Source organism: Psychrobacter sp. TS_SC_6 (assembly GCF_056156305.1).
In genome coordinates this window covers 22,700-34,458 of the sequence record NZ_CM149590.1, presented here as the reverse complement: position 1 = coordinate 34,458, position 11,759 = coordinate 22,700, and the positions used below count along the sequence as shown (strand labels likewise).

Sequence of the window (11,759 nt, the reverse complement as noted above, 5' to 3'; positions counted from 1 at the left end):
ACAACATGGCCAAATTCCCCACCATCAAAATCCGTACTCGCCGCAAGTACTACCGTCTTATCTTTACCGGTCTGATGGCGCTGATGATGTCACTTATTATCTCATCCGCTTTATTACTGGTTAAAGTAGGGTTCGTTGATGGCTTCTTTATGGAATTAATGCACTCGTGGGTGCTGGCCTTTGTCTTTGCGTGGCCGAGCGCCTATATCTGTGCGTATCTGGTACAAGAGCACGTGCTTAGTCGCATTGAGTTTTATTGAGTCATACAAGGATAATCACATAACAACGTTCCTTAACCAAACAAGTACTGATAACTGGGAAGCAGAGTTGTTACTGTTAATGGTTGAAAATCAACTCATCAACTCACTTCTTAGAAAAATATCTAAAAACTAAAAAAAGGATTTATCATGCGTAGTGCAACTTATGACCATTTTGGCAAACCCACTGAAGTACTCAGCATCGGCGACCGCCCTACTCCAGAGCCTAAAGCCAATGAAGTCCGAGTCAAAACGATACTCGCCTCTATCCACAACCATGACCTACTAACCATTCGCGGTCAATATGGCTTTAAACCTGAAATGCCTGCCATCGGTGGTAGTGAAGCGGTCGGTATCATCGATGCGGTCGGTAGCGAAGTTAAGAATCTGAAAGTCGGTCAACGTGTGGCAGCCGCCAGTGTACAAGCGACGTGGGCAGAGTATTTCGTCGCTGTGGAAGATATGGTATTCCCCATGCCCGACAGCTTAGATGACGAAATGGCAGCACAATTGATTGCAATGCCACTGAGCGCGCTGATGCTGATCGAGTTCTTAGAACTAGAAAGCGGTCAGTGGATTATCCATAATGCTGCCAATGGCGCAGTCGGCAAATCGCTTGCGATGCTGGCAGCAGCACGCGGCATCAAAACCATCAATGTCGTCCGTAGTACGGATGCGGTAAAAGAGCTGGACGCGCTCGATATCAAAAACAATATCAATTCCTCAGATGACGACTGGAAAGACCAAGTTCGTCAGATCATTGGCGATGAAACAATCAGTGCTGCGGTTGATTCTATCGGTGGTGAGTCTAGTAATGATCTACTGGCATTACTGGGTCATGGTGGCACATTGGCATCGTTTGGCATCATGTCAGGCAAACCAATGGTGCTAAATCCAACCCATATTATTTTTAAACAAGCGATGATTAAAGGCTTTTGGGGTAGCAAAATCAGTCAAGAAATGAGTGTTGACAACAAACAACGTCTGGTCGATGAGCTGATCGAACGTGCTAACGATGGCGACTTAAAACTGCCCGTTGAAGCGACCTTTGATTTGGCTGATATCTTAAAAGCAGTTGACGGGAAAATGCAGTCAGAAAAAAGCGGTAAAGTGCTCTTAAAGCCTTAAGCTGTTCTTTAAGCATTTTTCTCTACTCACAAGTGGATATCTACATAAAAAATCCAATTAGGAATAGCCTTATGTCTAAACAAACAACGTTTAAAGCTTTGGTCGTCGAAGAACATGCTGATGGCACTTTTAGTAAAAGTATTCAAGAACGCAGCGTCAGTGATTTGCCTGAAAATGATCTGCTCATCGAAGTGCATTATTCATCGCTCAATTATAAAGACGCGATGTCGGCCTCGGGCAATAAGATGATTACCAAAAACTATCCTCATACGCCCGGTATTGACGCGGCCGGTATCGTGGTCAGTGACAAATCAGGCACGTTCACAGAGGGGCAAGAAGTCGTCGTCTTTGGCTATGATTTGGGCATGGATACCGATGGGGGCTTAAGTCAAATGATCTCTATCCCAGCCGATTGGGCAGTCGAATGCCCGTCTTCATTGACGCTAAAAGAAGCGATGATTTATGGTACTGGCGGCTTAACGGCAGCATTGAGTATCCAAAAGCTTGAGAAAATGGGCGCAAAACCTGAAGATGGACCAGTCGCCGTCACTGGCGCAACGGGCGGTGTCGGTAGTATCAGTATCGCGATTTTAAGTCAGCTAGGCTATGACACCATCGCCTTCTCTGGCAAACCAGAACAAAGCGATCACCTCAAAAAATTGGGCGCAAGCGACGTGCGTCATCGCGATACGATCAATGAGATCGGTAGTCGACCTGTCGGGCGCGAATTGTGGGCAAACGCCATTGATACCATCGGTGGCGACTACTTACCCAATCTGCTAAAGCAAACCAAAGCGGGCGGCGCGGTCACCTCTTGTGGATTGGCGAGCGGTGCTGGGTTTTCGATGTCAGTGATACCTTTTATCACCCGTGCGGTGTCCCTACTCGGTATCGATTCGGTCTATATTCCACTGGCTGATAAAAAGGCGATCTGGGAGCGTGTCGCTACTGATATGAAACTGCCTAATCTAGAGAGTTATGGTGAAGAAATTACCTTAGAGCAAACGCCAGAATACTTGGATCGCTTTATGTCGAGTACAGTGGTGGGTCGTTATGTGGTGAATGTGCGGGGTTAAGGTTTTGGTTTAGAAGCTAAACTATATTAGCATCGGCGGTGTTCTTTACTTTGAAGAGCGCCGCTTTTTTATTTCTTAGAATAACAGAAAAATTTTTATCATTGTATAAGTTTGGAATTAACAATGAAAAGCATAGAAATTATTATTAATAGCAAACTTAAGTTACTCTAATCCCTTAATATAAATAATAAGGAAGCCCTAGTGTTTGAAATAGGAAAAATTTATCACCGTCGTTCTGATATACATGGCATATATAAAGGCCAACAGTATGGTGGTATAGCAACGCCTGTCGAGCATCCATATATATTTATTTTCACCGGAGATGCTGGCGGTGAGTATGGCTATATTGATGATTTTGATCCCAATGGCACTTTTAAATATACTGGTGAAGGGCAAAAAGGTAACATGAAAATGACCAAAGGTAATTTGGCAATTCATGACCACCAAAGAAACAATAAAGAAATCCTACTTTTCGAATCAACATCACGAGGCTTTGTAAGGTTTTTAGGTTATTGTAATTACGTTTTTCATCATATTGAAGAGCGGCCAGATAGAAATGGTGAACTTCGTGACGCTATCGTTTTTCATCTAGATATGGTTAATAATCAAAATATCGATACAGCTCAAACTCTAAGTTCCAAAGTAGTTGAAGCGCCTAAAGCTGTTTATACAACTAAGCCTAGTAAAGGTAGGTCATTGCAGCAATTACGAGAAATGGCCTTAAGTTCAACACCAACCCAAGCAAGCACTCAAGAAAAAATTCAGTCTATTCAAAACCGTAGTGCAGCAATTAAACTTTATGCCAAAAAAAGAGCTAACGGTGTATGCGAAGGATGTAATGAGACAGCTCCATTTGAAACTAAATCTGGTCCTTATCTAGAAATACACCATTTAACAAGGCTGGCAGATGGTGGTCCAGATAGACCTGAAAATGTAATTGCGCTTTGTCCTACTTGTCATTGTAGAGCACACCATTCATTGGAACATGTAAAGTTTAATGAATCACTTAGAAATATAGTTGATAAGATTGAGGCTGATATCGGTGAGTAATATAGTTAAAATATCTCAGAAACGCTACAGTGCTGCTGGTATAAATTTTTTGCAGCCTCTGTCTGCGTAGGCACAGCAAGCAAGAAAAATTAATATCAGCAGTACTTGATGTATCGATATTACTTTTCCCTGACTATACGATAAATTTTTACACATCCAAACACAAAAAAAACACCCAACCAAGTTGAGTGTTTTATTTTAGCGAAAAACAAAACCACTAAACCGCTATTTCTTCTTTTTCTCGGCGCGTTTTTTCTCAATGAGTGCCTGAGCAGTTGTATTATTCTCCCACCACTCACCCATGTCTTCCCAGTAAAGAGACGCCTGCTCTTTACTGCCTATTTCCATACCATAACCACTACCAAAACTGCGAGGTCTAGAATGGCGTTTTTTTAGTATTTCATGAGCCACGTTAGGTAAGTTCTGCTGCGCTATATCCCAATCTTGCTCGGCTTTATCCATCTTACCTAGATAGCAATAAGCGAGCGCTTTACCAAAGGTGGTATTAGCTAGCATATCTTTTGGATAGTTATCACAAATTTGGATTACTTTTTGATAGTCTTCAGTGAACATGTACCACTCTACCAACCATTCACGAATGCCCAAATTATCATTAGGGCAAACTTGCAATAGTCTCTCTCCTTGCTCACACGCCTCGTTAAAGTTCATATTGTCAGCATAGAGATTTGCTAGCTGGAATAGCGCTCGCAAAAAGGGACGGTTCTCCATAATTCCCCAAGGCAGCTTACTTTTGTGCCAGTCAAATTTTGAGGGAAAATATTTTAGATACAAGCGCATGCATTCACGACTGCTGAGCAATGCTAAAAAGCTATCACTGTACTCTTCGCACAAAAATGCTAAGTTAAAATAGGCATCTGGATCCTCTAGATTTTCTAAAACTAAAAACTGTGCCACATCGCGTGCCGCTTCATAACCATCACTCTTCAAAGTCATTTGAATGACTTGGAATGAGGTAGGTGGCTGTTCATCAAAGTCTTGCATAATTTCATGCTGAAACTTGGTCATAACTTCGTTCATAACTTCATTGATATCACGACCTGCTTTGGTCTGCTCCTCAATAAAGTTTTTTACTTTAGTGTTTAAATCGCTACTTTTACGGTCATCAGCTGATTTCTTTTTTGGAAACTCAATGACTGAGTCTTCAAACATCCACTCGTTTTGTCCTACGTGAATCAATTTCATAATCCATTACTCCTTTACGGTATGTTTAATAGTTCAAAAATTCACTATCTAGAGAACCACTTCCCACCTACTCCCACTCGATCGTCGCTGGTGGCTTGCTCGACACATCATAAGTCACGCGTGAGACTTCAGCGATTTCATTCATGATACGGTTCGATACCGTCTCAATCAAATCATATGGCAGATGTGCAAAGCGCGCAGTCATAAAGTCTACGGTCTCAACCGCACGTAGCGCAATCACCCACGCATAACGGCGACCATCACCGACCACACCCACCGACTTAATCGGTTGGAATACTGCAAATGCTTGCGCAGTCTTGTCATACCAGCCTGAACGCTCAAGCTCTTCCATAAAGATAGCATCGGCAGAACGCAAGATATCAGCATATTCTTTGGTCACTTCGCCCAAGATACGCACGCCCAAACCCGGTCCTGGGAACGGATGGCGGTTGATCATTTTGGCAGGTAGACCAAGGGTGATACCCAATTTCCGCACTTCATCTTTGAACAAATCACGTAACGGCTCAACCAACTCAAACGCCAAATCATCTGGCAAACCGCCAACATTATGATGGCTCTTGATGACGTGGGCTTTACCTTGATGCGACTTAGCAGATTCAATCACGTCTGGATAAATCGTCCCTTGCGCTAAGAATTCGATGACTTTACCATCGCTTTGCTCACTCACTTCACGTGCACTATTAGCGAATACATCAATGAACGTCTTACCGATAATTTTACGTTTTTTCTCTGGGTCAGACTCGCCAGCCAATGCCGTTAAGAATAACTCTTCAGCATCGACACGAATGACTTTGACGCCCATGTTTTCGGCAAACACTTGCATCACTTGATCGCCTTCATGCAGACGAAGCAGACCAGTATCAACAAATACGCACGTTAATTGATCGCCAATCGCTTTATGCAACAGTGCTGCGACGACTGAACTATCTACACCACCTGAAAGACCGAGCAATACTTGCTTATCACCGATTTGCTTTTTCAGTTGCTCGATACGCATATCGATGATGTTGTCAGGCGTCCAGCTACCCGCGCAGTCACAGATTTGATGGACAAAACGTCCTAGCAATGCCTGACCTTGTGCGGTATGCGTTACTTCAGGATGGAACTGTAGCCCATAATAGTGGCGCGAATCATCTGCCATGATCGCAATCGGGCAGCTTGGCGTGCTGGCAACGATATCGAAACCTTGTGGAGCATCGACCACTTTATCGCCATGACTCATCCAGACATTTAGCTTCGCTGCAGCGTCTTCGATACCATCAGTTAGTGCCGATTTACCATTAACGTTAATGGTTGCAGCGCCAAATTCATGGATATCACTGGCATGGACTTTACCACCGAAACGCTCTGCCATCGCTTGCATACCATAGCAAATGCCCAATACTGGTACATCCAATTCAAACACAGCGTCGTTGATACGCGGGCTGTTGTCGGCATGTACGCTTTCAGGGCCACCCGATAATATCACGCCTTTTGCACCAAAATCGATGATGCGCTGGGTATCGATATCATAAGGGAACATCTCACAAAACACGCCTGAATCACGGACACGGCGGGCGATAAGCTGGCTGTACTGTGAGCCAAAATCGAGAATTAAGATGCGATCTTCTTTAATAGTAGGAACGTTGGCAGCAGTGGTCATAACGTAGTGTCCATCAATAAATAAATTGGTGCGCTATTTTAACAAGTTTAGGCCGCATCAGGGTTACTTCCTCAGCAAAATTTCGCGTTTTAAACGTTTTCTTAGGAAAAAACGCTGTGTTGTGCGCATAAACCTCTTTTTCACTGTGTTGCCCTTAAGTTGTTTCTTGCTGATAGGTTGCTTATTTGACTTGATCCTTATCAATCATTTTCTAGTGTCTGTCTTCTCGACGTCAGGCATAACTAAGCCTCAAAATCCCACTCCCCCTCTTGTTTTTATTTTATGCTGAAATTTTTGCTTACAAAATATCACTGCTTATCCCTTGGTTTATGTAGAATTTGTTAACAATAATCCTCGATTAGTAGTCGAATTTTATTATATAACCATGTACAGTAAAGCAGTGAATGCCCATTATATTCGCCATCAATGTGTGTTACTCCAAGCAAAAAAACTGAGTGAGACGACGCGTGGCTGATGTTTTGATATTTTGCAGTAGATTGGCTCATAAATCGCAGGACAGCGTTTTGGCCGATGTACTATCGTTCCTTTAAATAAGTGACCCATCAGCGATCTAGTCGCACTATAAGTATTATCAGATGGTCAATTGTTAGACTGCTCATGTCAGCGCGCTTTGATACTCATGCGCGATGATCTCCGTCAACATCCAACCAAACCACTGCAAGGCCATTATGGCTTTTTTAAAAGGATACACATAATGAAAATGGAATTGTTATCACCCTCAGCCCTAAAAATCAGCACCCTCACCCTAGCAATCGCTGCCGCGTCTTTTAGCACCACCACCGTTATGGCAGCTGAATGTCAACTCAATGATGGCACTATTGGAGGCGCAACCAGTAATGGTGTCACAGCACTCGCTTGTGGCAATGCAGCAAGCGCTGGTGGTACAAACGATACGGTCGCCATTGGTAATGCTGCACGTGCCACCGGCAATTCTACGACTGCGGTCGGCGGCGAAGCCTTCACTGGCACTGTGGCGGCGGGTACTGACTTAAACTTTGGCGCTCTCACTTCTACAGGTGGTACACCGGGTGCGACTGCCATCGGCTGGCGTGCAACTGCTACTGCAGAGAGAGCTACCGCGTTAGGTCATCTAGCCAGTGCTACTGGTGTTCGCTCTACAGCGGTCGGTGAAGACGCTTTTGCTGGCGGCACCAATGATACGGTTGCCATTGGTAATCTGGCAAACGCAGGTATGAATTCAGCTACTGCTGTTGGTGGACAAGCCAATGCCGCTGGTTTGGGTTCAAGCTCTATCGGTTGGCAATCAGCAGCCACAGGCGAGCATGCACAAGCTTTTGGTCATTTAGCTACTGCTCAAGGTGAGCGCTCACTCGCTATCGGTGAAAACGCTGATGCACAAACAGATTTTTCTACTGCTATTGGTAATGAAACCATTGCCAACGGCATCGATGCATTAGCCATCGGTGATACAGCCAATGCTACGGGTAATTCGACAACCGCTGTAGGCGGCGAATCAGTGGCGACGGGCCCAGGTGCGACTGCTATTGGTTGGAAATCAGGAGCAAACGCCGAGCGTGCTCAAGCGTTCGGTCATTTGGCTCAGGCAAATGGGGTACGCTCAACAGCAGTCGGTGAGGCAGCAACTGCACAGGGCGAGCGTTCTGTGGCTTTAGGTAACGAATCAGTCGCAGGCGGCACCAATGATACGGTTGCCATTGGTAATCTGGCAAACGCAGGTATGAATTCAGCTACTGCTGTTGGTGGACAAGCCAATGCTTCTGGTCTAGGCTCAACCTCTATCGGTTGGCAATCAGCAGCCACGGGCGAACGTGCACAAGCATTTGGTCATCTCGCCAAAGCAACGGGCGTACGCTCAACGGCAGTCGGTGAAGCCGCTCAAGCACAAGGCGCTGGTTCTGTGTCTTTAGGAAACGAATCAACAGCGGGTGGTACAAACAGTATCGCTATCGGTAATGGCGCAACTGCATCAGCCGACAACCAAATCGTTTTGGGTAATGCAGGTCAGCTCCAAGACAGCACCGCCTCACAATCAGGTGGCACAAACATCGTCACCACTGATGCAAACGGCACACTAGGTACGAGTGTCAGTGTCGATTCACTAGCAACGTCAAGACAGTTCAACGACTTACGTAGCCAATACAATCGTCAAGAAGACCGTTTAGATGAAGCAGAAGATGGTATCGCGATGGCACTATCGATGGAAACCCCTGTTATCCCTGCAGGCAAGAGATACGCTATGGGATTTGGCACGGGTTATTACAATAGCAGCACTGCTGTGAGCGCCTCTTTTGCTGGACGGGCAAGTGACAATGTGACGATTTCAGCTGGCGCAGGCTATGGTACTGATACTGGCAAAGTAGGCGCGCGTGGCGGGGTTACTTTTTCTTGGTAATTAACCCATCAATGTCTACTGTGTCCACAAGTCTATGTGAGTGAGATGCGGTAGATATGATTGACCTCAATCAAATCAACTAACAAGCCTTTAAGGCTTTTAAAATATAGGATAAAGTATTATGAAAACGGAGTTTCTACCGGGCGCAGCATTAAAGATTACCTCCCTCACCCTAGCAATCGCTGCCGCGTCTTTTAGCACCACTGCCGTGATGGCATCTGAATGCCAAATCAATGATGCAAATGCTACCACTATCTTAGGTGCGACCAGCAATGTCAAAATCGCCCTCGCTTGTGGCAATGCAGCAAGCGCTGGTGGAACGAACGATACGGTTGCAGTTGGTAATAAAGCCAATGCAGGTATGAACTCCGCCGTGGCCGTTGGTGGTCAAGCCAATGCCGCCGGTCTAGGCTCAACCTCTATCGGTTGGCAATCAAAAGCCACGGCTGAACGCGCTCAAGCCTTTGGTCACTTGGCTGATGCCAGCGGCGTACGCGCAACTGCAGTCGGTGAAGCAGCAAAAGCTGGCGGCACTAACGACACAGTTGCAGTTGGTAACCAGTCTATTGCAGGTATGAACTCTACCGTGGCAGTTGGTGGTCAAGCCAATGCCGCCGGTCTAGGCTCAACCTCTATCGGTTGGCAATCAAAAGCCACGGCTGAACGCGCTCAAGCCTTTGGTCACTTAGCCGATGCCAGCGGCGTACGCGCAACTGCAGTCGGTGAAGCAGCAAAAGCTGGCGGCACTAACGACACAGTTGCAGTTGGTAACCAGTCTATTGCAGGTATGAACTCTACCGTGGCCGTTGGTGGTCAAGCCAATGCCGCTGGTCTAGGCTCAACCTCTATCGGTTGGCAATCAAAAGCCACGGCTGAACGCGCTCAAGCCTTTGGTCACTTAGCTGATGCCAGTGGCATGCGGGCGACTGCAGTCGGTGAAGCGGCAACGGCAAAAGGCGAGTCTTCTATTGCGATTGGTAATATTGCCGTTGCGGGCGGTTTGAACAGCATTGCTATCGGTAATGGTGCCAATGCGGCTAGTAACAATCAGGTCGTCTTGGGCAATGCTGGACAAGTTCAATCCAGTACAGCGTCACAGACAGGTACTGTCAAGATCGTGACGATTGATGAAAACGGCACGCTGGGTACGATGATGGTTGACTATTATAAGTCCGCTCAGTAAGCCGATTATAAAAGCATTCACTGTAGTCAAAAACCATAAAAACCCTGCAATGGCAGGGTTTTTATGGCTTTCATTCCTCTAAAGTAAAAGTAGCACCCCACTCTCATGTTGGCATTATCAATGCTGGCTGCTGTTATCTAAAGCCTTATGAATACGCTTTAACCCTTCTAGCAGCAGCGGTTTAGGACACGCCACATTGAGACGCATTTTAAGATGCCCCTCATCACCATATTTGATGCCTGCATTCAGTTCAACCTTAGCGGCTCTTAGTGTGTCATAAAGCACTTGATCCTCTTGTGCATACGCTGAACAATCCAGCCAAATCAAATACGAGGCTTCTGGACGCATCACCTTAATCTTAGGTAAATGCTTCTCTAAAAACTGTAGCGTTAAGTCAATATTGGCTTCAATATAAGTCAGCACCTGCGTCAACCACTCACCGCCTTGCTCATAAGCGCTCTGCATCGCGGTATACGCAAATAAATTCAGCTCATACTCGTCATTCAACCCTTGCTGCTGGCTAATTTTTTTGATTAATGCCTCATCTTTGGCAAATATCAGTGAGCCTTTAATACCAGCGATGTTAAAGGTTTTGGTCATCGAGGTTAGGCTGACGACTTTGTGCTCATAGCCTGTTGCTAGGGTTAAAAAAGGCGTAAATATATGCCCACTCAAAGTTAAATCTTGATGAATCTCATCGCTGACAATCGCCACATTGTGCTTTTTGCAAATCGCAAGAACCGCTTCAAGCTCATCCGCTGTCCACACGCGCCCGCCCGGATTATGCGGATTGCAGAACAAATATAGCTTTACCTTATGCTCGATAATTTTGGCTTCGATATCGACTAAATCCAGATGATACCGTCCCTCAATCTCCTGTAATGCAGAAGTCACCAGCTTACGATTGTTGTCCAAAACCTTGGTCATAAAAGGCGTATAAATAGGATTATTGATGAGTACTGCATCTCCTACCTCAGTAAATACTGTCATCATCAGCGCCAAACTTGGCACCACACCGGGCGAGAATAAAATACTTTCTTTATCCAGCCATAAGTCATAACGACTACCATGCCAGCCAATGATCGCGTCATACAACGCTTCCGTGGGTCTGGTATAACCCAATATGCCATGCTGCGTGACTTGTTCAATCGCATTTAGGATAGGTTGGGCGGTCTTAAAATCCATATCCGCGACCCACAGCGGAATCGTGTCATCGGTATAGTGCCATTTAAGCGACCCCGTGTGACGTCTGTCTATTATTTCATCAAAGTTGTACAGCATAGCTTCTTTTCCATAATGATCTCAATCAATTGTAGCCCCAATAGTATCGTGTTGCTTATGCCCTAATATATTTACAGCATCGTAATTTGAGAAACAGTGTATATCAGGCGTGATATCTACTGACCCTATCGTTTTTATGCCAAGTATGGCGGGGTAATCATTGGTCTAAAACTTTACGGAGTAACACTGTATTTGTTTTGTTATGGAATGCTGATATGCTAGGGTTAGAAGGTAGCAAAATTGTTATTCGATGTTTTCTTATTGTTGCAATACACAGTATGATATGGAAACTAAATGTTTTTTTAACTGCTTTTAGTTTGGTTTATGTACATCATTTAAGTCTTTTGTTTCTGTCTAATTATCCATATGTTTTACCATGCTTCAGCCACTAATTTTTATAGGATGAAAAATTATGAATCGCAATTATAAAGTAATCTGGAATAGATCTTTAAACTGTTTCATGGCAGTTGCAGAGTATGCAAAAAGCCGTGGTAAATCATCTGGTACAGTGACAAGTTCATCT

At 45.0% G+C, this 11,759-nt stretch carries 9 protein-coding genes and 1 pseudogene; 7 read left to right on the top strand and 3 right to left on the bottom strand.

All coding sequences use genetic code 11. From position 1 onward, the window contains the following. Positions 1 to 5 precede the first annotated feature (5 nt). From AC0J5Y_RS00105 to AC0J5Y_RS00090, 4 genes are all read left to right on the top strand, one after another. Positions 6 to 260: a DUF2798 domain-containing protein gene (locus tag AC0J5Y_RS00105; RefSeq protein WP_475130979.1), complete on the top strand. Its 255-nt coding sequence runs from the start codon at positions 6 to 8 to the stop codon at positions 258 to 260. Positions 261 to 407: 147 nt separating this feature from the next. Further along, positions 408 to 1,385: a zinc-binding dehydrogenase gene (locus AC0J5Y_RS00100; RefSeq protein ID WP_475130978.1), complete on the top strand. Its 978-nt coding sequence runs from the start codon at positions 408 to 410 to the stop codon at positions 1,383 to 1,385. A 71-nt stretch (positions 1,386 to 1,456) separates the two neighbouring features. Next, the gene (locus tag AC0J5Y_RS00095) at positions 1,457 to 2,461 is read left to right on the top strand and encodes a YhdH/YhfP family quinone oxidoreductase (protein ID WP_475130977.1); all 1,005 of its coding nucleotides are present in this window, start codon (positions 1,457 to 1,459) and stop codon (positions 2,459 to 2,461) included. 201 nt (positions 2,462 to 2,662) lie between these two features. Beyond that, on the top strand, positions 2,663 to 3,511 hold the full coding sequence (locus tag AC0J5Y_RS00090; RefSeq protein ID WP_475130976.1) for an HNH endonuclease: 849 nt from the start codon (positions 2,663 to 2,665) through the stop codon (positions 3,509 to 3,511). A gap of 225 nt (positions 3,512 to 3,736) precedes the next feature. Here AC0J5Y_RS00090 and AC0J5Y_RS00085 read toward each other — a convergent pair whose 3' ends face one another. Together AC0J5Y_RS00085 and guaA are read right to left on the bottom strand one after the other, a co-directional pair. Further along, positions 3,737 to 4,714 carry a hypothetical protein gene (locus AC0J5Y_RS00085; RefSeq protein ID WP_475130975.1) on the bottom strand — a complete coding sequence of 326 codons (978 nt, stop codon included), beginning with the start codon at positions 4,712 to 4,714 and terminating at the stop codon, positions 3,737 to 3,739. Between the two features lie 67 nt (positions 4,715 to 4,781). Then, the gene (gene guaA / locus AC0J5Y_RS00080) at positions 4,782 to 6,377 is read right to left on the bottom strand and encodes a glutamine-hydrolyzing GMP synthase (protein ID WP_475130974.1); all 1,596 of its coding nucleotides are present in this window, start codon (positions 6,375 to 6,377) and stop codon (positions 4,782 to 4,784) included. Positions 6,378 to 7,092: 715 nt separating this feature from the next. Here guaA and AC0J5Y_RS00075 point away from each other — a divergent pair. Next, positions 7,093 to 8,772 (top strand): YadA-like family protein, encoded by a 1,680-nt coding sequence (locus AC0J5Y_RS00075; RefSeq protein ID WP_475130973.1) that lies wholly within the window; start codon positions 7,093 to 7,095, stop codon positions 8,770 to 8,772. Positions 8,773 to 8,893: 121 nt separating this feature from the next. Continuing rightward, positions 8,894 to 9,955 (top strand): hypothetical protein, encoded by a 1,062-nt coding sequence (locus AC0J5Y_RS00070; RefSeq protein WP_475130972.1) that lies wholly within the window; start codon positions 8,894 to 8,896, stop codon positions 9,953 to 9,955. Positions 9,956 to 10,072: 117 nt separating this feature from the next. Here the strand turns inward: AC0J5Y_RS00070 and AC0J5Y_RS00065 are convergent, their stop codons facing one another. After that, positions 10,073 to 11,236, bottom strand: a complete 1,164-nt coding sequence (locus AC0J5Y_RS00065) for a MalY/PatB family protein (protein ID WP_475130971.1) — start codon at positions 11,234 to 11,236, stop codon at positions 10,073 to 10,075. A 412-nt stretch (positions 11,237 to 11,648) separates the two neighbouring features. On the opposite strand from AC0J5Y_RS00065, the pseudogene AC0J5Y_RS00060 reads away from it, so the two are divergent. Then, positions 11,649 to 11,723, top strand: a pseudogene (locus AC0J5Y_RS00060) (ESPR domain-containing protein); the annotation flags it as partial. Positions 11,724 to 11,759 lie beyond the last annotated feature (36 nt).

What these genes read in the sequence shown, in the direction of transcription:
- AC0J5Y_RS00100 (WP_475130978.1), top strand. Translation starts at nt 408, where the DNA reads ATGCGTAGTGCAACTTATGACCATTTTGGCAAACCCACTGAAGTACTC.
- AC0J5Y_RS00085 (WP_475130975.1), bottom strand. Translation starts at nt 4,714, where the DNA reads ATGAAATTGATTCACGTAGGACAAAACGAGTGGATGTTTGAAGACTCA.
- guaA (WP_475130974.1), bottom strand. Translation starts at nt 6,377, where the DNA reads ATGACCACTGCTGCCAACGTTCCTACTATTAAAGAAGATCGCATCTTA.
- AC0J5Y_RS00075 (WP_475130973.1), top strand. Translation starts at nt 7,093, where the DNA reads ATGAAAATGGAATTGTTATCACCCTCAGCCCTAAAAATCAGCACCCTC.
- AC0J5Y_RS00105 (WP_475130979.1), top strand. Translation starts at nt 6, where the DNA reads ATGGCCAAATTCCCCACCATCAAAATCCGTACTCGCCGCAAGTACTAC.
- AC0J5Y_RS00065 (WP_475130971.1), bottom strand. Translation starts at nt 11,236, where the DNA reads ATGCTGTACAACTTTGATGAAATAATAGACAGACGTCACACGGGGTCG.
- AC0J5Y_RS00095 (WP_475130977.1), top strand. Translation starts at nt 1,457, where the DNA reads ATGTCTAAACAAACAACGTTTAAAGCTTTGGTCGTCGAAGAACATGCT.
- AC0J5Y_RS00070 (WP_475130972.1), top strand. Translation starts at nt 8,894, where the DNA reads ATGAAAACGGAGTTTCTACCGGGCGCAGCATTAAAGATTACCTCCCTC.